This is a genomic window from Sagittula sp. MA-2 (assembly GCF_030126985.1).
Taxonomy (GTDB): Bacteria; Pseudomonadota; Alphaproteobacteria; order Rhodobacterales; family Rhodobacteraceae; genus Sagittula.
Map to the genome: position 1 here is coordinate 3,035,518 of NZ_CP126145.1, position 21,135 is coordinate 3,056,652.

Below are 21,135 nucleotides of genomic sequence, written 5' to 3' on the forward strand. Positions count from 1 at the left end.
CGCGGGTCACTCCGTCCGCCACACGACGCGGCGGCCCCAGCTTGCGAGGTAATACACCGGCCAGCGCAGCAGGCTCATCCCGGCCACCAGCGTGGCCAGCCCGATCCACGGCCCGTTTTCATAGGTCACGTAGCCCACAAGCGGGATTCCGGCTGCGATCAGTAGGTAGGCACGGGTCCAGTGATTGTCGGAAGACGGGATCATCGCTGCGATGTTCGCGGCCACTGCCCAGAGGCACGCGAGAGTCAATGAGAGCGTCATGGCTCCTACTCCTTTTTGCCCCCGCAGGCGCGATGACTGTGCCTGCATATGCCGGAATGCGCAAGCCTCGGGGCGCAAACGAAGCCGTGAATTGCAACGAAAAAGGGCCCCGCATGGGGGCCCTTCCGTGACGCCGGGGCTGAACCCCGCGCGCCCATCCCTCTGATTTCAAACGCCTATTCCCGGCGTCCAGCGGTCACTTAGCCAGCCGCGCCGCCAGCCCGTTCGCCCAGGCCGAGATCGTGCCCGCGCCAAGGCAGACCACCATGTCGCCCGGCTGAGCCTGCTCGCGGACCAGCCGCTCCAGGTCGTCCTCGTCGCGCAGCGCCCGTGCGTGGCGATGGCCGTGACGCACCAGCCCGGCCACCAGATCGTCGCGCGTCGCGCCCTCGATGGGGGTTTCGCCCGCGGCATAGACCTCTGCGATGGCGACCACGTCGGCCTCGTTGAAGCAGGAGCAGAACTCCTCGAAGTGGTGGTGCAGACGGGTGTAGCGGTGCGGCTGGTGCACCGCGATGACCCGCCCTTCGGAGGCCTGCCGCGCGGCCTTCAGCACCGCCGCGATCTCCACCGGGTGGTGGCCGTAGTCGTCGATGATCGTGACGCCGTTGACCTCACCCACTTTGGTGAAACGCCGGTTCACACCGCCGAACGCCGCCAGCGCCGCCCGGATCTCCTCACCCGTCATGCCAAGGTGACGCGCCACCGCGATGGCCGACAAGGCATTGGAAACGTTGTGATCTCCGGGCATCGGAAGGGTCATGCCCTCGATCACCTCACCCGAGACCTGGAAGTGCACGTCGAAATGCGCCACGCCCTTTTCATAGCGCAGCCCCATGGCGCGCACGTCGGCCTGGGCGTTGAACCCGTAGGTCACAACGCGGCGGTCGGTCACGCGGCCGACCAGCGCCTGCACCTCCGGATGATCGGTGCAGCAGACCGCCAGACCGTAGAACGGGATGTTCGACACGAAGTCGTAAAAGCCCTGCCGCAGGTTCTCGATCGAGCCCCAGTGCTCCATGTGCTCCGGGTCGATGTTGGTGACGATGGCAATCGTGGCGGGCAGGCGGTTGAAGGTGCCGTCGCTCTCGTCGGCCTCCACCACCATCCATTCGCCCTGCCCCATCCGCGCGTTGGAGCCATAGGCATGGATGATGCCGCCGTTGACCACGGTCGGATCGAACCGGCCCGCGTCCAGGAGCGTCGCGACCATGGTCGTCGTGGTCGTCTTGCCGTGGGTCCCGGCGATGGCGACGTTCGACTTCAGGCGCATCAGCTCGGCCAGCATCTCGGCGCGGCGCACCACCGGCAGACCGCGGCGCCGGGCCTCGTCCAGTTCCGGGTTGCCCGGCTTGATCGCCGAGGAAATCACAACGACATCAGCGCCTTCGAGGTTGTCGGCCCGCTGGCCTTCGAACACCTTCGCGCCCATGCCGGCCAGCCGTTCGGTGATCTTCGACGTCTTCAGGTCAGAGCCCTGAACGGTGTAGCCGTGGTTCAGCAGAACCTCGGCGATGCCCGACATGCCGATGCCGCCGATCCCCACGAAATGGATCGCGCCCACGTCGCCGGGCAGCTTGGTCGCGCCGGTCATGCAGGCGCTCCGCTCAATGGTCAAATCCTTCATGTCCCGCCTCGTCTTCCTTTTCTTGTGTCCTGTAGCCCGCCAGTTCTTCGACCAGCGCGGCCAGATGTTCCGCCGCTTGCGGTTTCGATACCGACAGGGCCGCCTGCCCCATACGGATCGCGCCCTGTTCGTCCGTCAGGATCGCCTCGATCGAGTCCTTGAGGCTCTCGATGTTGAGCTGGCTCTCCGGGATGCGGATCGCGGCCCCCGCATCGACCAGCCCCTGTGCGTTCACCGTCTGGTGGTCCCCCGCCGCGACCTTGTAGGGGATCAGGATCGACGGCCGCCCAATGACCGAGATGTCGGCCACCGAAGATGCGCCAGAGCGCGAGATCACCAGTTGCGCCTCGCTCATCAGCGCGGGCAGGTCGTGGAAGAACGGCTGCACGTCCGCCTGCACGCCGTTCTCGGCATAATAGGTGGCGACCCGTTCGCCGTCCTCGTCGCGCGCCTGATGGCTGACGCGCAGGTTGCGCACCATGTCCAGCGGCAGCGCAGCGATGGCCGGGGGCACCACGTCCGACAGGATGCGCGCCCCCTGCGAGCCGCCGATCACCAGCATCGACATCGGGTACGGCCCCGGCGCGATATACCCCGCACCCGCCCGTTCCCGAACGGAGGCGCGCACCGGGTTGCCCACGTGGACACCTTCGACACCTTCCGGCAGGGCCGTGGGCCAGGTCCCGCAGGCCACCAGGTCGACCTTCTTGGAAAAGATTTCGTTCACCCGGCCAAGGACACCGTTCTGTTCGTGGATCATGCGCGGCAGCTTCAGAAGCCAAGCCGCCGTCAGTGCCGGGATCGACGGGTAGCCGCCGAAGCCCACCACCACGTCGGGCCGGTCGCGCCGCATCTTGCGGACCGCCGACAGCACCCCGCCCGCGACCTTGAAGGGCACGCCCGCCTTGGCCAGCACGTTACCCCGCGCGAAGGTCGCAGAGGGCACCTGTTCGATCTCGACACCCTCCGGAAAGGCGCCGGTGTAGCGGGCGCCGCGGGCGTCGGTGGACAGCTTCACGCGCCATCCGCGGTCCAGCATGATCTCGGCCAGGGCCTGCGCGGGGAACATGTGTCCCCCGGTGCCACCCGCCGCCATGACCAACAAGGGCCGTCGCTCCGCCATCCCGATCTCCTATACGCGTATCCGCGGCCCTTATACCAGCGCCCCGTCTGCGTCCATAACGCCGGGGGCGCCGGGGCGCGGATGTTGCGTTCAGCGCGCGCGGGCGCGCAAGATATCGCCGATTTCACCCTGCGGACGGGCGCGTGTCAGCGCAAGAAGCATCCCCACGGCGATCCCCCCGGCAATCAGGGAGGACCCGCCGTAGCTGACGAACGGCAGGGTCATGCCCTTCGCCGGCAAGAGCCGCACCGCCACGCCCATGTTGATCATCGCCTGCACGCCGAAGATCGCCGCCAGCCCCGTCCCGGCCAGCCGGATGAAGGGGTCGCGCTCGCGCATCAGCCGGATGAAGCTGCGCACCACGATGGTCGCGTAAAGCGCGAGTATGACCAGCACCATGACAAGGCCGTACTCCTCTGCCGCCACGGCAATGATGAAGTCGGTATGCGCGTCAGGCAGCGACCATTTCACCGTGCCCTCGCCGACACCCACACCGAAGAAGCCGCCTTCGCGGATGGCGTTGGTGGCATAGCCAAGCTGGGTGGTCGGGTCGACTTCGGGGGTCAGGAAGCCGTCGATCCGGCGGGCGAAGTGCTGGGAGGAGTTGTAGGCCAGCGTACCGGCCGCCACCACGAGGCCGGCAAGCCCCACCAGCAGCACCATCGGCGCACCGCCCACGAACCACATCACGCCCCAGGCGAAAAGGATCAGCGAGGCCTGACCGAAGTCCGGCTGCATCGCCAGCATCAGCACGATCGTCACCATCATCACGAAGGAATAGAGCCGCCCCGGAGGGCCGCTCAGTTCCTGCCCGGCGGCAAGAAACCATGCCGCGACGATGACGAAGAAGGGTTTCAGGAACTCCGACGGCTGGACGGAGGCGAAGCCGAGGCTGTACCAGCGCACCGCCCCCTTGCCGAAGTCCGTGCCCAGCACCGGCAGGAAGGCCAGCGCCACGAAGCTGATGAGGAAGCCGACCACCGCCAGCCGGCGCACCACGGTCGGCGACATCATCGAGGTCAGCATCATCGCGATCATCGCCAGCCCGCCGAAGAAGGCCTGCCGCTGCACGTAGTGGAACGGATTCAGCCCGTTGCGTTCCGCCAGCGGCACAGAGGCCGCCAGTCCCAGCAGGATCCCGACCGCGAACAGCGTCAGGATGCAGGACAGGCTCCATTTGTCGACCGTGCGCCACCATTTCGGCAGCACGGGTTCGCCGCCCGTGACCGGGACCGCGCCGTAAACCATTTCTGTCATGAGAGCACCGCTCGTCTGTCTCAGGAACGCCCGTTTTTCCGGGTCTGATGGGAAGTGTATCGCAGAAGACATTCCAACTCCAGAAAAATCCCGGTATGGCGGCGCTTCGTGTCGGGGGCGCCGCACAGGCGCGCAGAACCCCGTCACGCGACTTTGCCCCGGCGCGGTTCCGGGGGTATCTGGTCAGAGAGAAACCGGGAGCGGCGTAGGGAATGGCTGGCGGACGGATGGAATGCAGGGCGCTGGTCCTCGGTGCCGGGGCAGCGGGCATGATGGCCGCCGCCCACGCCGGGCCGGAGGTGATCGTGGTGGATCACGCGAAGGCCCCGGGCGAAAAGATCCGCATTTCCGGCGGCGGGCGCTGCAACTTCACCAACCTCGAGATCGAGCCGCACAAGTTCCTGTCGGAGAACCCGCATTTCTGCAAATCGGCGCTGGCGCGCTACACCCAGTGGGACTTTGTCGAGCTGGTCTCGCGCCACGGGATCGCATGGCACGAAAAGACGCTGGGCCAGCTCTTCTGCGACGAGAAGGCGACCCAGATCGTGGCGATGCTGCGGGCCGAGATGGAGAGGGCGGGCGCCCGGCTCTGGCTGCAGACGCAGGTGCTGGACGTGACCCACGCCGACGGCCGTTTCCGCGTGACGCTGGGGAAAGAAGGCCAGAGGGTCGAGGTGATCTCGCCCGTTCTCGTACTGGCGACGGGCGGCAAGTCCATTCCCAAGATGGGCGCCACGGGCCTCGCCTACGACATCGCCCGGCAATTCGGCCACCAGATGGTGGAGACTCGCCCCGGCCTTGTCCCTTTCACCTTCGACGGCCAGCCGTTTGCGCCGCTGGCGGGTGTTTCAGTCCCCGCACGGGTGTCCGCCGGGGGCACCTCCTTCGACGAGGCGCTGCTTTTCACCCACCGCGGGCTCTCCGGTCCGTCCATCCTCCAGATCAGCAGCTACTGGCGCGAGGGCGAGGCGCTGAGCGTCGACCTCCTGCCCGGCAAGGACCTGCCCGCCGTGCTCAAGGCAAAGCGTCAGGAAACGGGCCGCCGGGCGCTCTCGACTGAACTGTCTGCGCTACTGCCCTCTAAACTCGTGGGTTTCCTGCCGCTGGAGGAACAGCCCGCCATCAACCTGGCCGATCTCTCGGACAAGCGCATCGACGCCCTGGCCGACCGCCTGCACAACTGGCAGCTGAAACCCACCGGCACCGAAGGCTACCGCACGGCAGAGGTCACGCTGGGCGGCATATCCACAGAAGGGCTGGACAGCAAAACGCTGATGTCCAAGCACCTTCCGGGACTGTACGCAATCGGCGAGGCGGTCGACGTCACCGGCTGGCTGGGCGGCTACAACTTCCAGTGGGCCTGGTCCTCCGCCGTGGCGGCGGGACAGGCCATCGCTGCCGGCGGACGTTAGGCTTTCCCCAGAACCTTCTGGACCTGCGCCACAAAATCCTCGCCGCGCTTTTCGAAGTTGTCGTACTGGTCGAAGCTCGCCGCAGCGGGCGCCAGCAGCACAACCTCTCCGGGCTGCGCATCCTCTGACGCACGCACCACGGCCTGCTCCATCGTGCCGCAGAGCTCCGCTTCGACGCCGCCCAGTTGCAGGGCAAATCCCTCCGGTTCGCGTCCGATCACGTAGGCCTTCGCCACGTGGCCCAGCCCAGGCGCCAGCGCCGCAAGCCCGCCTTCCTTCATCAGCCCGCCGCAGACCCAGCGGATGCGGTCGAAGGCCAGCAGCGCCTTCAGCGCGGAATCCACGTTCGTCGCCTTGGAATCGTTGACGAAGACCACCCCGCCCGCCTCGGCGATGCGCTGCGACCGATGCGGCAGCCCGGCAAAGGACCGCAGCCCCGCCTCGATCTCGCGCGGGCCAAGGCCCAGCGACCGGCAGGCCGCCCAGGCGGCGCAGGCGTTCTGGTGGTTGTGCGCGCCGGGCAGACCGGACACGTCGCGCAGGTCGACCGATGCGATCTGCCGCCCCTTGCGCCATTCCGCCAGGAACCCCTTGCGGGCAAAGACCATCCAGCCCGGCCCCGTCAGTTTCTGCGTCGCCACCCGGATCACCCGGTCGTCGGCGCGCCCCTCGGCCAATTGCCCCGCCAGGAACTGGCCCTCGACCTCGTCCACGCCGATCACGCAGCGGTCCGGGCCGCCCTCCGCAAAGAGCCGCCGCTTGGCCGCGAAATAGCCGCCAAGACCGGCGTGCCGGTCGAGGTGATCGGGCGAGAGGTTGGTAAAGACCGCCACGTCCGGGGTCAGCGCCCGCGCCAGCTCCGTCTGGTAGGACGACAGCTCCAGCACCACGACGCCGCCATCCTCCGGCGGATCGATGTCCAGCACGCCGCGCCCGATGTTGCCCGCAAGCTGGCTGCTGCGTCCGCTGGCGGTCAGGATGTGGTGGATCAGCGCCGAGGTCGTCGACTTGCCGTTCGACCCGGTCACCGCGACAACGCGCGGCGGCCGCTCGAAGCTGTCGAAATCCGCGCCGATGGAGCGGAAGAAAAGTCCGATGTCGTTGTCGACCGGCACACCCGCCTTCAGCGCCGCGGCGGTCACCGGGTTGGGCGCGGGGTAGAGGTGCGGGATACCGGGCGAGGTGACAAGGCAGGCCACGTCGTCAAAGGCCCCCTCCCGGGTCAGTTCGCGCACGGCGAAGCCTTCCGCCTCTGCCGCCTCGCGTGCCCGGGGGGTGTCGTCCCAGACCACCACATGCGCACCGCCCTCACGCAGCGCCCGCGCCGCGGCCAGACCGGACCGTCCCAGTCCGAGAACCGCGACAGTCGCACCTTCAAACCCTTGAACAGGTATCATCTTACGCTCCCAGAGAGGCCACGGGCGGCCCGAGGAAGAGGCCGCAGGCCGATGACGAGACAGCCTGCGCGCGCGGCACGCGCGCCCCTTTGCGTCAACGCACTTTCAGCGTCGCGAGGCCGATGATGGCGAGGATCAGCGAGATGATCCAAAAGCGGATCACGATGGTCGGCTCCGCCCAGCCCTTCTTTTCGTAGTGGTGGTGGATCGGCGCCATCAGGAACACCCGCTTGCCCGTCCGCTTGAAGTAGAGCACCTGGATGATGACGCTCAGCGCCTCCACCACGAACAGCCCGCCGACGATGCCCAGCACGATCTCGTGCTTGGTCGCCACGGCAATCGCCCCCAGCGCCCCGCCCAGGGCGAGCGACCCGGTGTCGCCCATGAAGACCGCCGCCGGCGGCGCGTTGTACCACAGGAAACCGAGCCCCCCGCCGACCACGCCCGCGGCAAAGATCAGGATCTCGCCGGTGCCGGGCACGTAGTGCACGTCGAGGTACTCGGTAAAGTCGACCCGGCCCACCGCATAGGCAATGATCCCCAGCGTCGAGGTCGCGATCATCACCGGCATGATCGCCAGCCCGTCCAGACCGTCCGTCAGGTTCACGGCGTTGGCCGCGCCCACGATCACGAACATCGCGAAGGGGATGAACAGGAAGGACATGTTGATCAGCGTGTCCTTGAAGATCGGCAGGGCCAGCTGATAGCTCAGTTCGGTAGGGTGATAGGCCGCGGCCCAGAACCCGGCGATCCCGGCGATGATGAAGCCGAGGAGCAGACGCACCCTGCCCGGCACACCGGCCGAGTTCTGCTTCGACACCTTGGCGTAGTCGTCGGCAAAGCCGATGGCCGCAAAGGCCATGGTGACGAACAGCACGATCCACACGAACGGGTTGTCGAGCCGTGCCCAAAGGAGCGTCGAGGTCACCAGCGCGCCGATGATCAGCAGCCCGCCCATCGTCGGCGTGCCCGCCTTGACGAAGTGGCCCTCCGGCCCGTCGGTACGGATCGGTTGCCCCTTGCCCTGCCGCTTGCGCAGCACGTTGATCAGCGGAAGCCCGAAGAGGAAGCCGAAGACCAGCGCGGTCAGAAAGGCCCCACCGGCCCGGAATGTGATGTAGCGAAACAGGTTGAACAGATCGCCGCCGTCACTGAGTTCGGCCAGCCAGTAAAGCATGCTTGGTCCTCTCAACCGTCCATGTCTGCGGGGGCTTGGCGCATTTTCCGGATGGCGTCAACCACGCGTCCCAGCCCCATCGAAAGCGATCCCTTGGCTAACACCACGTCACCCGCGTCGAGGTCGCGGGCCACGCGTTCGGCCATCTTGTCGCTCGTCTCGGTCCAGTGTCCGCGCTTCTCGCGCGGCAGCTTCAGCCACAGCGCGCGCATCAGCGGACCCACACAATGCACGAGGTCGATCTTCTCGATCCACGGGCTGTTGGCCAGCGCCTCGTGCAGGGCGATTTCCTGTGCCCCCAGTTCCTTCATGTCGCCCAGGTAGGCGATCCGGCGCCCCTTGTCGCGGCGGCCCACATGGTCATGCGTCTCGGCGGCGGCCAGCACCTCCAGCGCGGCACCGAGGCTCGCGGGGTTCGAATTGTAGGCGTCGTCGATCAGTTCCAGTGTCAGCCGGTCGTCGACGCGGTCCAGCCGGATGCGCTCGCGCAGCCCGCGGCCGGCGCCTGCGTTCCAAAGGGCCAGCGCGTTGATCGCCAGCGCCCGGTCCAGCCCAAGGGCCGAGATCACCGCGATGGCGCCCATCGCGTTCATCGCGAAATGCCGCCCCGGCACCATGACCTTGAACAGCAGCGGCACGCGCCACGCCCGGCCCGTCGCCACCGTGCAGGCGTCCATCACCTGCACCGAGGTCAGCCGGTGGTGGTTGCCCGCCGCCTCGCCGAACGAGATCGACCGCCGCGCCATCTCTGCCGCCTTGTCGCGCAGGATCGGGCTCACCGCGAGGTCGCCGTTGTAGATCGCGATGCCGCGCGGCTCCAGCCCCTCGAAGATCGACGCCTTTTCCCGTGCGATCCCTTCGAGGTTCTCGAAGGCGGCAAGATGCGCCGGCGCGACGATGGTCACCATGGCCACATGCGGCCGGGCCATGCGGGCCAGCGGCGCGATTTCCCCGGGGTGGTTCATGCCGATCTCTATCACCGCGAAATCGGCGTCCTTCGGCATCCGCGCCAGTGTCAGCGGCACGCCCCAGTGGTTGTTGTAGGATTTCTCGGCGGCATGCACCGTGCCCTGCGCCGACAGGACGGTGCGCAGCATCTCCTTGGTGGAGGTCTTGCCGACCGATCCGGTCACCGCCACGACGCGGCCCGCGAACCGCGCGCGCGCCGCTTTGCCCAAAGCTTCAAGTCCGGTCTGCACATCATCGACCAGCAACAGCTTTTCGGGGTTGTCCACACCCTCTGGAATCCGGCTGACCAGTGCCGCCGCCGCGCCCTTCTCCAGCGCCTGCGCGACAAAGTCGTGCCCGTCCCGCGCCGCCTTCAGCGCCACGAACAGATCGCCCGGTTCGATGGTGCGCGTGTCGATGGACACGCCCGAGACCTGCCAGTCGGATGCCACGCGTCCGCCGGTGGCCGCCGCCGCCTCTGCCGCCGTCCAGAGCATCAGAGCCCCTTTCCGTCCAGTGCCGACACGGCAACGCTGGCCTGTTCCGCGTCGTCGAAGGGATAGACCGTGTCACCCACGATCTGGCCGGTCTCATGCCCCTTGCCGCAGATCAGCAGCGCATCGCCCGGTCCCAAGGCATCGACGCCGCGCAGGATCGCCTCTGCCCGGTCGCCCACTTCCAGCGCTTCCGGCGCGCCCTCCATGACCATGGCGCGGATCGACGCCGGGTCTTCGGAGCGGGGGTTGTCGTCGGTCACGATCACGCTGTCGGCGAACTCTGCCGCGGCCTGCCCCATCAGGGGCCGCTTGCCCGTATCGCGGTCGCCGCCCGCGCCGACGATGGCAACGAGGCGGCCCATGACGTGCGGGCGCAGTGCCTGGATCGCGGTCGCCACCGCATCGGGCGTGTGGGCGTAATCGACGAAAACCGCCGCGCCGTTGTCGCGCATCGCCGCCAGTTGCATCCGTCCGCGCACCGTGCCCAGCAGCGGCAGCACGTCGAACACGTCGTCCGGGTCGCCGCCACAGGCGATGACCAGACCCGCCGCCAAGAGCACGTTCTCCGCCTGGAAGCCGCCGATCAGGCCAAGCCGCTCCTGCCGCACCTCGCCTTCAAAGCTCAGCCGGATCTCCTGCCCCGTGGCGTCAAAGCGCTGCGCCTCGAGACAGATGTCCGCGGCTTCGCGACCGACGGTCAGAACCTCCTGCCCGCGCGCCCGGGCAATCGCCACCATGTCGACGCCGCGCGGGTCGTCGATGTTGATGACGGCCACCCCGTCCTCCGGCAGGACACGGGCGAAAAGCCCCGCCTTTTCGGCAAAGTAGTCCTCGAAGCTCGTGTGATAGTCGAGGTGATCCTGCGTGAAGTTGGTGAACCCCGCCGCCATGAGCTGCACCCCGTCGAGCCGCCGCTGCGACAGACCGTGGGACGAGGCCTCCATCGCGGCGTGGGTCACGCCCGCCTCCGCCGCGCCGGCCAGCATCCGGTGCAGGGTGATCGGCTCCGGCGTGGTGTGTTTCAGCGGTGCGCTCCAGTCGCCCTCGACACCCGTGGTGCCGACATTGACCGCGCGCAGACCCAGCTCCTGCCAGATCTGCCGCGTGAAGGTCGCCACCGAAGTCTTTCCGTTTGTTCCGGTAACCGCCACCATGGTTTCCGGCTGCGCGCCGAACCACAGGGCGGATGTATAGGCCAGCGCCTGCCGCGGATCTTCGGCCACGATCAGCGCCGCGTCGGCCCCGCCCAGCACGTCCGCGGCGATCTTCGCCCCGGCGGCATCGGTCAGCACCGCCCCCGCGCCCATCCGCAGCGCGTACTGAATGAATTCGGCCCCGTGGACGCGCGTGCCCGGCAGGGCGGCGAACAGGTAGCCCTCCCGCACATCGCGGCTGTCGACCGCTAGGCCGGTGACCTTCACGTCACGCCCGCCCCGGGCCGTCAGGCCTAGGTCCCGAAGGCTTTTCACCACTGTCCCGTCAGACGACATCTCAGATTTCCCGGCTTTTCGCTGGCACATTATCCCTGCCCCGGCGGTTGCCAGCTCCCTAGTCCGAGGCACTCATGCTGACGTCCAATTGCCCCGTTTCGTAGTCCGGACGCAAGCCCAACAGCGGCGCAATCCTGCCGATCATCTCGGCCGCGACCGGCACTGCCGTCCAGCCCGCGGTGCGGCGCGGCTTCGACCCGGAGGTCTCCACCGGCTCGTCCAGCGTCACGACCAGCACGTACTTCGGATCGTTGGCCGGAAAGATCGACGCGAAGGTGTTGATGTTCTTGTCCTTGTAGTAGCCGCCGCCGTTTTCCTTGGGCTTCTCCGCCGAGCCGGTCTTGCCGCCGACGTGGTATCCGGGCACCTCCGCGAAGGAGGCCGTGCCATCCTCGCTTGCCACGACCTGCCGCAGCATGTGCAGCGCGTCCTGCGCCACGTCCTTCCTCAGGATCACGTCCTGGTAGCGCGGACCGGACTGCTTCAGCAGTGTCGGCTTCACGATGTGCCCGCCGTTGGCGATGGCCGCGTAGCCCGCTGCAAGGTGCAGCGGCGTCGTGGAAATCCCGTGACCGTAGGAAATCGTCACCGCCGACAGGTCGGTCCAGCGCGACGGCCAGAGCGGCTTGCCCCCGGACGCCTCTACGATCTCCAGCGGCGTGGCATCGAACAAGCCCATGGCCTTCAGGAACTCCTGCTGGCGGGTCGGGCCGATGGCCAGTGCCAGCTTGCCCGTGCCGCGGTTCGACGACTTCACGATGATCTTCTCGACCGTCAGCTTCCCGTAGTTGTGGTTGTCGAACTCGCCGATCCGGTGGCCGCCGACCTTGAAGGGAGGCGCGGTGTCGATCACCGACTGCGCGGTGACGAGCCCAAGCTGCATGGCCTGCGCCGCCGCGAAGATCTTGAAGGTGGAGCCCAGCTCGTACACCCCCTGCACCGCGCGGTTGAAAAGCGGCGAGTCGGACGGGCGCCCCTGGGTCGGCGGGCGCGGACGGTCGTTCGGATCGAAGTCCGGCAGCGACACGATCGACAGAACCTCGCCGGTGTGCACGTCCATCAGCACCGATGCCGCGCCCCTGGCGTTCATCAGCTTCATGCCGGCGTCCAGCACCTCCTCGGCCGCCGCCTGCACCGTCAGGTCGATGGACAGCGTCAGCGGCACGCCCTCGCGGCCCGGGTCGCGCAGCTCCTTGTCAAAGAACTTCTCGATCCCCGCCGTGCCGATCACCTCGGCGGAATGCACGCCCTCTGCCCCGAAGGAGGCGCCGCCCAGAACGTGCGAAGCCAGCGCGCCGTTGGGGTAAAGCCGCATCTCGCGCGGGCCGAACAGAAGACCGGGCTCGCCGATATCATGCACCGCCTGCATCTGCTCAGGGCTCAGTTTCTTCTTCACCCACAGGAACTTGCGCTTCGGGTCCATGAACCGCTTGGCCATCTTCTCCCCGTCGAGATCGGGGAATATCTCGGCCAGTCGCAGCGCCGCCCGCTCCGGGTCGATCATCTGGTTGGGATGGGCGTACAGCGAATGCGTCGACATGTTGGTCGCAAGGATGCGGCCGTGGCGGTCCACGATGTCGGCCCGGCTCGCGATGATCGACGCCCCTGACGCCTGGGCCCGCGGCTCTTCCGGCTCCGACGCCGACAACATGCCCATGCGGGCCCCGATCACGGCGTAGGCGCAGAAGAACATCATCGCCAGCACCAGCAGGCGGCCCTCGGCGCGCAGGCGCATCCTGTCGCGCATCGCCTCGTGGCGGATCCGGCGGTTTTCCTTCTCGATGGCGTCGGGGTTCTCGCCCTTGCGGCGGGCTTCGAGAATGCGCGCCAACGGGCGCAGCGGCACGCGTGTCATGGGTTGGTCGCTCCCCTCGTGGTGACTTCCTCGACCCCGTCCAGGGTCAGCTCCGGCGGCAGCGGATAGGCCACCTGCACGATCAGCCCGAACTGGTCGGGGCGTAGGGCCAGAAGCTGCAGCTTGTCGAAGTTCATTTCGGCAAGGTCGCGCAGACGGTCGGGGCGGTTGAGATAGGCCCACTCCGCCCGCAGGATCGACAGCCGTTCGCGCGCGGCGCCGATCTCGCGGCGCAGTCCCGCGACATGGTCCAGTTCGTCCTGCGTCTGGTAGTTCTCGCGGTAGGCCCAGTAGCCCGAGCCGATCACCGCCAGCGCCGAAAGGATGAACAACAGCGTCCGCATTTCAGTTTTTCCCCTTGGAAGTCGCGCCCTTGAGCATGGGCATGGCAATCTCGTCCGCCTCGACAGCCGCGGCGGGCAGGTCGGTGCGGCGCGCCACCCTGAGCTTGGCCGAGCGGGCACGCGGGTTCGCCGTCAGCTCGTCCGCGTCCGGCCCGACGGCCTTGCGGGTGACGATCTCGAACGGCGCCTCGGCCTCGGGCGTCTCGGTGGCATAACGGTTGACGTGGCGCTTCTTCTCGCCGTGCAGTTGCAGGAAGCGCTTCACCATGCGGTCCTCGACCGAATGAAAGGTGACGACCGCCAGCATGCCGCCGGGCTTCAGAACCCGCTCCGCCGCCATCAGCCCCTGCCACAGCGCCTCGTACTCGGCGTTCACCGCGATCCTCAGCGCCTGAAAGCTGCGGGTGGCCGCATGGGCCTGCCCCGGCTTCGTGCGTCCAATCGTGCGTTCGATCAGCCCGGCCAGTTCCAGCGTCGTCGAAAACGGGCGATGCTCCACGATCCGGCGGGCGATCCGGCGCGACTGCCGCTCTTCACCGTATACATAAAGAACGTCCGCCAGATCACTCTCGGGCAAGTCATTTACAAGATCGGCCGCGGTCGGCCCCGCCTGCCCCATCCGCATGTCGAGCGGCCCGTCCCGCATGAAGGAGAAGCCGCGCTCGGCCAGGTCGAGCTGCATTGAGGACACGCCAAGATCCAGCACGACACCATCGACGCTCTCGGCCACCTTGTCCATATTGCAGAAATTTTCCCGAACGAGGGAAATGGCCGGCCAGTCGTCCAGCCACCCTGCGGCCATCTCATGTGCCAGCGGATCGCGGTCGATGCCGATGACACGTTCCGCCCCGGCCTCCACCAGCCCGCGCGCATAACCGCCCGCGCCAAAGGTCCCGTCGATCCAGACACCGCTGACCGGCGCGACCTCTCGCAGCAGCGGTGCCAGCAGGACGGGAACGTGCGGTGCCTCCCCCTGGATGCGCTCCGCGGCCGCCATTTACAGCCCCGCCCCGTCCAGCAATTGCGCCGGGTCGAAATCGTCCGGCAGCTCGTCGAGGTAATTCTCGGTCTGCGCCAGTTCCTCCGCCTCGTAGGTGGCGGGCTCCCAGATCTGGAAGGTATCGACGTTGGAGGCAAAGTAAGCCTCGTCGCTGATGCCGATCTTGGCACGCAGCTTGGCGGGCAGCACGATGCGTCCGGTCTCGTCGACACTGGTGGTCATGGATTGGGTGGAATAGAGCCGCTCCAAGAGCTTGCGGTCCCGCGAACCGCGCGTCATCGCCGAGATCTTGTCCTCGACCGCCTCCATCTCCTGAATGGTGTAACATTCCAGGTACTTGCGGCGGTGGTCGCCGTAGACGATGACGAAGTTCGGGTTCAGGCCCTCGGTCCATTCGGGGTCGCCCTGCTCGAGGACACGGCGAAACGAGGCCGGTATCGAGACCCGCCCCTTCGTGTCGACCTTGTGTCGACTCTCGCCTCTGAACCTCAGCCTGCGGCCCACTGCCCTCGGCCCTCCAAGCCCCCCTTAAACGTAAATGCGGCGGGTTGATCTGCTGCCACTGATCAACCCGCCGCTGACCCGCATCGCGGGTGTCTCCGACTGCGCGCGCCACCTGGGGGGATGTCTGCTCGCCCGCGCGCCGGATCTCTTTGTTCACGAAGAAAGCGGGCGCCTGTATGAAACCTGCTATTGTTGTTTTTGGAGTTCGGTGTGAGGTCGTTTGCGCCTCGTTTGCCCGTCTCTCTTCGTGTGAGTTAGGTTTGCCATGGGAATTCATGGGTGGCAACAGGAATTCGCGGCAACCGCGCCCTTCATCTGGTGCGCGGGACCTCTGCCGAACAAGATTTAGTGCCGATTTTGGCCACATTCTTGCCCGATCTGGTATGGATGCGCGGAACATCCAACTAGATGTAGGCAAATCTGGCGCCCCAAATTTTTTCCCATGATTTCCCACCGGGCTGGCATGACGCATGGGATGTGGGTCATATTTACCACAATTCAGGGTCAGATATACGCTCTTATCCACAGGGAATCATCTCACCTCGCCGTGAATCACCGCGACTCGGCCAATTTCAGCCGAGTCGCCCATGACGGATTCGGCGGAGCCACCCCTCTCCCATCCATTCCCATGCGAAACCGCCCACGCTGTCCCACGCCATCCCGCGGGACGCTCGTCTTGACCCTCCCGGCACGCTCCTAGATACCGGGCGCAAAGGAGGCCCCATGACGACGCCCCGCATCACCGACAGCCATTGCCACCTCGATTTCCCGGACTTCGCGGACAGCCGGCCCGACGTCATCGCCCGCGCGCTCGACGCAGGCGTGCACCGGATGGTCACGATCTGCACAAAGCTCGCGAACGAACCCGCGGTCCGCGCCATCGCCGAGGACAACGACGCCGTGTTCTACGCCGCGGGCGTCCATCCCATGAGCGCCGCCGACCACCCGCCCGTCACCACCGGGATGCTGGTGGACATGGCGAAGCACCCGAAGTTCGTCGGCATCGGCGAAACCGGCCTCGATTACCATTACACGGCCGAAAGCGCCGAGATCCAGAAACGGAGCCTGCGCACCCATATCGAAGCGGCGCAGGAAACCGGCCTGCCGCTGATCATCCACGCGCGCGCCGCGGACGACGACATGGCCCGCATCCTCACCGAAGGCTACCGCGCCGCTCCTTATACCTGCGTGATGCACTGCTTCTCGTCCTCCGCCGAGCTGGCAAAGGCCGCACTCGACCTCGACTTCTACCTCTCGATGTCCGGGATCGCCGCCTTCCCCAAAAGCCGGGAACTGCGCGACATCTTCGCCGCGGCCCCGCTCGACCGCATCCTCGTGGAAACCGACAGCCCCTACCTCGCGCCGCCGCCCTACCGCGGCAAGCGCAACGAACCGGGCTACGTCGTGCACACCGCCGAAAAGGGCGCCGAGGTCTTCGGCCTCTCCTACGAAGAGTTCGCCGCCAGGACAGAGGCCAACTTCGACCGCCTCTTCGCCAAGGCCGCGGCGTGGCAGCGCGAACCGGCCCGGGAGGCGCGTGCATGAGCGCGACGCTGCGCTTCACCATCCTCGGCTGCGGATCGTCGGGCGGCGTGCCGCGCCTCGGCGGGCACTGGGGCGACTGCGACCCGGCCAACCCGCGCAACCGCCGCCGCCGCTGTTCACTGCTGGTGGAACGGACCACGCCCGACGGCACCACCTGCGTGCTGATCGACACCAGCCCCGACATGCGCGAACAGCTTCTCGACGCCCGCGTGGGCCACCTCGACGCCGTGGCATGGACCCACGCGCACGCCGACCATACCCACGGGCTCGACGACCTGCGCCAGATCGTCTTCAACACCCGCAAGCGCCTCGACGTCTGGGCCGACGGCGACACCCAGAACGACCTGATCGCGCGCTTCGGTTACGCCTTCGTCCAGCCCGAAGGCTCGCCCTACCCGCCGATCCTCAACCTGCACACCATCGACGGCGCCTTCACCATCGAGGGCGCGGGCGGCGCCATCACCCTGACCCCCTTCAAGGTCAACCACGGCAGCATCGACGCGCTGGGGTTCCGCATCGGCGACCTCGCCTACCTGCCGGACGTGATCCGCATTCCCGAGGACGCCTGGCCGCATCTCGAGAACCTCGACTGCTGGATCCTCGACGCCCTGCGCCGCACGCCGCATCCCACGCATGCCCATCTCGACCTCGCGCTCGAATGGATCGCGCGGGCCGCGCCGAAGCGCGCCGTCCTGACCAACATGCACATCGACCTCGACCACGACACCGTGGCCGCTGAGACGCCCGCGCACATAACACCGGCGCACGACGGCATGACCATCAGCTATGCCGTCTGACTGTCGCCAGACGCGCACCACGTTCCCGGCGCAGCCCGATACCCTTCATCTTGGCCCGAAATACCTCCGCCGGAGGCACCCAGCCCCACCGGCGGCACGAGGCCCGCAACTCCGGCACCCGGCCAAACCGGCGCGCCACCGCGACGCGCCGGGCGCGGCGCAATCCCGCACCCCACACATCGCATCCTCCTGCCGACGCCCGGGCGTTGCCGCATGATTTCCGGACTTTCCTGACAATGTTCGCCCTTCTCAGCGTCATCCTGCCCGTCTTTCTCGTCATCGCCGCGGGCTACCTTGCCGCGTGGAAGGGCGGGTTCGGCGACACTGCCGTCGACGGGCTGATGAAGTACACCCAGCAATACGCCATCCCCTGCCTGCTCTTCCGCGCGCTCTGGACGCTGGACCTCGGGCCCGAGATCGACCCCCTCATCCTCGTCTCCTTCTACACCGGATCCGTGACCTGCTTCACCGTGGGCCTGCTCGCCGCACGCTTCATCTTCCGCCGCGACTGGGAAGACTGCGTGGCCATCGGCTTCTGCTGCCTCTTCGCCAACTCCGTCATGCTGGGTCTGCCGATTACCGAGCGCGCCTTCGGCACCGATGCGCTGGCCGCCAACTACCTCATCATCGCGCTGCACTCGCCGATCTGCTACGGCATCGGCATCACCGCGATGGAGATCGTGCGCGCCCGAAGCGCCGGCACACCGAACTCGAAACTGCCCGCCATGGTGGTGCGCGCGATGTTCCGCAACGCGCTGGTCATCGGCATCGTGCTCGGTCTCTTCGCCAATCTCGCCAGCCTGCAACTCCCCGCGGTCATCACCGACGCGCTCGACATGATGATTCGCTCGGCGCTGCCCGCCGCGCTCTTCGGCATGGGCGGGGTGATGTTCCGCTACAGGCCGCAGGGCGACTTCCGGGTGATCGCGATGATCTGCGCCGTCTCGCTGGTGCTGCACCCGGCGATCACCTGGACGATGGGCACGCTGACCGGCATCTCCACCGGCGCCTTCCGCTCTGCCGTGCTGACCGCGGCCATGGCGCCGGGCATCAACACCTACGTCTTCGCCAACATGTACGGCCGCGCCCGCCGGGTCGCGGCCTCGGGCGTGCTCTTCGCCACCCTTCTTTCGGTGCTGACCGCCGCCGTCTGGCTGGCACTTCTGCCCTGAAACGGTCACAACACGTGAGCAATGCGCATGGCCCCGCCGGGCGATGCGCCCCCAAAGTACGAAAGACAGGACGACCATGGCCCGCAGGAACACCACGCTCGGCATCTTCTTCATGCTGGTCTTCTGCGCCTTCGCGCCGGTCATGGACGCCTCGGCCAAGGCCACCCCGGCCGAGGTCCCCGTCACCCAGATCCTCGCCTTCCGCTTCGGCATCCAGGTGCTGCTGCTCTACCCGCTGGTGATGGCGCTTTCGCTGCCCTCCCGCACCACCGGCCGGGAGGTCGTCTTCCACCTCGCTCGCGCCGCCACGCTGACACTGGCCACTTACTGCTTCTTCACCGCCCTGCGCTACATGCCGGTGGCCGACGCCATCGCGATCTTCTTCGTCTCGCCCTTCATCGTGACCCTGCTGGGCGCGCTCTTCCTGAAGGAGCCGATCGGCTGGCGCCGCAGCCTCGCCAGCCTCGTGGGCTTCGGCGGCGCGCTGCTGGTCATCCGGCCCAGCTTTGCCGACCTGGGCGTCGTGGCGCTCTTGCCGCTCGCCACCGCGCTGATGTTCGCGATCTACATGCTGCTGACCCGGGCGATGTCGCAGCGCGCGCACCCGCTGGTGCTGCAGGCCCACACCGCGCTCGCGGCCAGCCTGATGACCATCCCGCCGATGCTGCTGCTCGACGGCACGGGCCTCACGTATTTCGACCCGGTCTGGCCCAGCCCCTACGCCTGGATGACCCTCATCGCGGTCGGCACCGTCGCCACGATCTCGCATGTCTTCCTGACCTTCGCGCTGCGGCTGATCCCGGCGGGGACCGTCGCCTCGCTGCAGTATTTCGAGATCGTCGGCGCCACCATCGTGGGCTTCCTGATATTCGGAGACTTCCCGACCCCGCTCACCTTCCTCGGGATCGCGATCATCATCGCCTCCGGGCTCTACAACATCGCGCGCGAAAGCCGCCTGTCGGAGATCCCCGAACGCGCCGCCCCCCCGCCGCCGTAGGCCGGCCGCCTCCAGCCGCCCCGCGGGATGGCGGGTGGGGCGATGCGCAAAGCGCGAGCGTCCGGGTGAAACCCGGCCCGCCCGACATCCCGGCGAGCATCCGTCTGGACCTCCCGCGCGGCCGCACTTAGGGTCGCCGCATGTCCAGTGATCGCCCCCTTCTCGGCATCGGTCTGATGCTCGCCTTCTGCCTGCTCGCCCCCTTCGGCGACGCGCTTGCCAAGCTTCTCGGCCCGCACCTTTCGGTCGGCCAGATCACCACCCTGCGCTTCGCTGCGCAGGCCATCGTGCTGGTGCCGCTGTCGATTGCCCTGCGCCGGTCATGGCGGATGAGCGCGGCGACCTTCGGCCTCCTCTTCCTGCGCACCCTGATGCACATCGCCGGGATCGCGCTGGTGGTGACCTCTCTCCTGTACCTGCCGCTCGCCGACGCCATCGCCATCGCCTACGTGATGCCCTTCATCGCCCTTCTGCTGGGCCACCTGTTCCTGGGGGAAACCGTCGGGCCCCACCGGCTGGCCGCCTGCGTCGCGGGCTTCGGCGGCACCCTCCTCGTCCTGCAGCCCGCCTTCGCCGACGTGGGCGCGCCCGCGCTGATCCCGCTGGGGGTGGCGCTGGTCTTCTCGATCTACATGCTGCTCAGCCGCCAGCTCGGCAGCCGCCTCGACCCGATCGCGCAGCAGGCGGCGGCAGCCCCCATCGCGCTGGCCATCCTGGTCCCGCTCATGGCGCTCACCCCCGAAAGCATGACGCAAACCACCTGGATCGATCCGACACCGCAGCTCTGGGGGCTGATCGCACTCATGGGGCTGGTCGGCAGCACCGCGCACCTGACGATGTCCTGGGCGCTGAAGTACGCCCCGGCCAGCACGCTCGCCCCGATGCAATACCTCGAGATCCCCTTCGCCGCCTTCGTCGGCTACCTGATCTGGGGCGACCTGCTCGGGCCGCTGGCCACGCTGGGAGTCGCGATCACCATCGCCTCGGGCCTTTACGTCGTCATGCGCGAGCGGGCCACCGCGGCGCGCGCTCCAGCCCCGAAACCAGTGCATTCAGGTGCGCCACCGACAGGATAAGCAGCATCGACGGGGTGGCGAAGGTCAGGCGCACCGGACCCACTGCCTCGTTCGAGGTGCCCACGGCCCCGCCGGGGCGGAAGTGCAGCCCCTCCAGCGGCCAGCGCAGCCCCTCGGACAGCCCGCCCGCTTCCGCCATCGGGAACAGCGACACGCGCTCCCCCGGCCCGAGGTCAAGTGTCAGGTCCGGCGGGCACAGGCAGACCACGTCCTCCGGCCCGACCAGCACGCACCGCCGGTCCGGCCGCCGCACCAGCACGTTGATCGCCGCAAGCTGATGGTCCAGCCGCGCGCCCAGAAACCCGTAGCCCAGCACCAGCGGCGCCTCGATATGGCGCAGGCACTTGTCGAAATCGGTGCTGTCCTGTTCGGTGATCGGCCGCAGCACACCCGGTGCTAGCTGGGTCTGAATGTCGCCGGAAAGCGAGTCCATGTCGCCGAAGACCGCCTCTGGCATATGGCCCAGACGCAGCACGCGTTCGGCACCACCGTCCGCGGCCACGACCGGATTGTTGCCGGAAAGTGCAACCGCCAGAGCGTCATCATGGCACTCTCCACCGCCCACCAGCACGACTGGCCCGGAACTTTCAACAATTTTAGTCTTCATGTACGCTTAATGGCCTTCTGGGAAACAGATCACAATCTGGTCACGAAAT

At 67.4% G+C, this 21,135-nt stretch carries 19 protein-coding genes; 6 read left to right on the forward strand and 13 right to left on the reverse strand.

Annotation, left to right across the window (positions count from 1 at the left end; all coding sequences use genetic code 11):
• Positions 1–6: 6 nt before the first annotated feature.
• From QNI11_RS14690 to ftsW, 4 genes are all read right to left on the reverse strand, one after another.
• Positions 7–261 carry a DUF2484 family protein gene (locus QNI11_RS14690; protein ID WP_100929878.1) on the reverse strand — a complete coding sequence of 85 codons (255 nt, stop codon included), beginning with the start codon at positions 259–261 and terminating at the stop codon, positions 7–9.
• Positions 262–457: 196 nt separating this feature from the next.
• Entirely contained in the window at positions 458–1,855 is a 1,398-nt protein-coding gene (gene murC / locus QNI11_RS14695; protein ID WP_283983516.1) for a UDP-N-acetylmuramate--L-alanine ligase, read from the reverse strand.
• 13 nt (positions 1,856–1,868) lie between these two features.
• Positions 1,869–3,011 carry an undecaprenyldiphospho-muramoylpentapeptide beta-N-acetylglucosaminyltransferase gene (murG, locus tag QNI11_RS14700; protein ID WP_283980683.1) on the reverse strand — a complete coding sequence of 381 codons (1,143 nt, stop codon included), beginning with the start codon at positions 3,009–3,011 and terminating at the stop codon, positions 1,869–1,871.
• A 90-nt stretch (positions 3,012–3,101) separates the two neighbouring features.
• A complete protein-coding gene (gene ftsW / locus QNI11_RS14705) occupies positions 3,102–4,268 on the reverse strand; it encodes a putative lipid II flippase FtsW (RefSeq protein WP_100929875.1) in 1,167 nt (388 codons plus the stop codon).
• 212 nt (positions 4,269–4,480) lie between these two features.
• On the opposite strand from ftsW, the gene QNI11_RS14710 reads away from it, so the two are divergent.
• Entirely contained in the window at positions 4,481–5,680 is a 1,200-nt protein-coding gene (locus tag QNI11_RS14710) for an NAD(P)/FAD-dependent oxidoreductase (protein ID WP_283980684.1), read from the forward strand.
• On the opposite strand, the gene murD is transcribed toward QNI11_RS14710, so the two are convergent.
• From murD to mraZ, 8 genes are read right to left on the reverse strand one after another with little or no spacing between them, the layout of a single operon-like run.
• Positions 5,677–7,140 carry a UDP-N-acetylmuramoyl-L-alanine--D-glutamate ligase gene (murD, locus tag QNI11_RS14715; RefSeq protein WP_283983517.1) on the reverse strand — a complete coding sequence of 488 codons (1,464 nt, stop codon included), beginning with the start codon at positions 7,138–7,140 and terminating at the stop codon, positions 5,677–5,679. The two genes, QNI11_RS14710 and murD, sit on opposite strands and share 4 nt — an antisense overlap.
• 31 nt (positions 7,141–7,171) lie before the next feature.
• Positions 7,172–8,254 carry a phospho-N-acetylmuramoyl-pentapeptide-transferase gene (mraY, locus tag QNI11_RS14720; RefSeq protein WP_100929872.1) on the reverse strand — a complete coding sequence of 361 codons (1,083 nt, stop codon included), beginning with the start codon at positions 8,252–8,254 and terminating at the stop codon, positions 7,172–7,174.
• An 11-nt stretch (positions 8,255–8,265) separates the two neighbouring features.
• Positions 8,266–9,702: a UDP-N-acetylmuramoyl-tripeptide--D-alanyl-D-alanine ligase gene (murF, locus tag QNI11_RS14725; protein WP_283983518.1), complete on the reverse strand. Its 1,437-nt coding sequence runs from the start codon at positions 9,700–9,702 to the stop codon at positions 8,266–8,268.
• The gene (locus tag QNI11_RS14730) at positions 9,699–11,189 is read right to left on the reverse strand and encodes a UDP-N-acetylmuramoyl-L-alanyl-D-glutamate--2,6-diaminopimelate ligase (RefSeq protein WP_283980685.1); all 1,491 of its coding nucleotides are present in this window, start codon (positions 11,187–11,189) and stop codon (positions 9,699–9,701) included. The genes murF and QNI11_RS14730 overlap by 4 nt, the downstream gene beginning before the upstream one ends.
• 58 nt (positions 11,190–11,247) lie before the next feature.
• Positions 11,248–13,044 carry a penicillin-binding protein 2 gene (locus QNI11_RS14735; RefSeq protein WP_100929869.1) on the reverse strand — a complete coding sequence of 599 codons (1,797 nt, stop codon included), beginning with the start codon at positions 13,042–13,044 and terminating at the stop codon, positions 11,248–11,250.
• Positions 13,041–13,388 (reverse strand): cell division protein FtsL, encoded by a 348-nt coding sequence (locus QNI11_RS14740; RefSeq protein WP_100929868.1) that lies wholly within the window; start codon positions 13,386–13,388, stop codon positions 13,041–13,043. The genes QNI11_RS14735 and QNI11_RS14740 overlap by 4 nt, the downstream gene beginning before the upstream one ends.
• A gap of 1 nt (position 13,389) precedes the next feature.
• Positions 13,390–14,385, reverse strand: coding sequence for a 16S rRNA (cytosine(1402)-N(4))-methyltransferase RsmH (gene rsmH / locus QNI11_RS14745; protein WP_283980686.1), 996 nt, complete (start codon positions 14,383–14,385; stop codon positions 13,390–13,392).
• On the reverse strand, positions 14,386–14,892 hold the full coding sequence (mraZ, locus tag QNI11_RS14750; RefSeq protein ID WP_100929866.1) for a division/cell wall cluster transcriptional repressor MraZ: 507 nt from the start codon (positions 14,890–14,892) through the stop codon (positions 14,386–14,388). It abuts the gene before it with no gap.
• 723 nt (positions 14,893–15,615) lie between these two features.
• Between mraZ and QNI11_RS14755 the strand changes: the two genes are divergently transcribed.
• The 5 genes from QNI11_RS14755 to QNI11_RS14775 all read left to right on the forward strand — a co-directional run bounded on the left by QNI11_RS14755 (position 15,616) and on the right by QNI11_RS14775 (position 20,479).
• A complete protein-coding gene (locus tag QNI11_RS14755; RefSeq protein WP_283980687.1) occupies positions 15,616–16,437 on the forward strand; it encodes a TatD family hydrolase in 822 nt (273 codons plus the stop codon).
• A complete protein-coding gene (locus QNI11_RS14760; RefSeq protein WP_283980688.1) occupies positions 16,434–17,234 on the forward strand; it encodes an MBL fold metallo-hydrolase in 801 nt (266 codons plus the stop codon). The genes QNI11_RS14755 and QNI11_RS14760 overlap by 4 nt, the downstream gene beginning before the upstream one ends.
• Before the next feature lie 236 nt (positions 17,235–17,470).
• On the forward strand, positions 17,471–18,406 hold the full coding sequence (locus QNI11_RS14765; RefSeq protein WP_100929862.1) for an AEC family transporter: 936 nt from the start codon (positions 17,471–17,473) through the stop codon (positions 18,404–18,406).
• Between the two features lie 76 nt (positions 18,407–18,482).
• On the forward strand, positions 18,483–19,403 hold the full coding sequence (locus tag QNI11_RS14770) for a DMT family transporter (RefSeq protein ID WP_283980689.1): 921 nt from the start codon (positions 18,483–18,485) through the stop codon (positions 19,401–19,403).
• A gap of 140 nt (positions 19,404–19,543) precedes the next feature.
• A complete protein-coding gene (locus tag QNI11_RS14775) occupies positions 19,544–20,479 on the forward strand; it encodes a DMT family transporter (protein ID WP_283980690.1) in 936 nt (311 codons plus the stop codon).
• Here QNI11_RS14775 and QNI11_RS14780 read toward each other — a convergent pair.
• On the reverse strand, positions 20,403–21,086 hold the full coding sequence (locus tag QNI11_RS14780; RefSeq protein WP_100929859.1) for a thiamine diphosphokinase: 684 nt from the start codon (positions 21,084–21,086) through the stop codon (positions 20,403–20,405). The two genes, QNI11_RS14775 and QNI11_RS14780, sit on opposite strands and share 77 nt — an antisense overlap.
• Positions 21,087–21,135 lie beyond the last annotated feature (49 nt).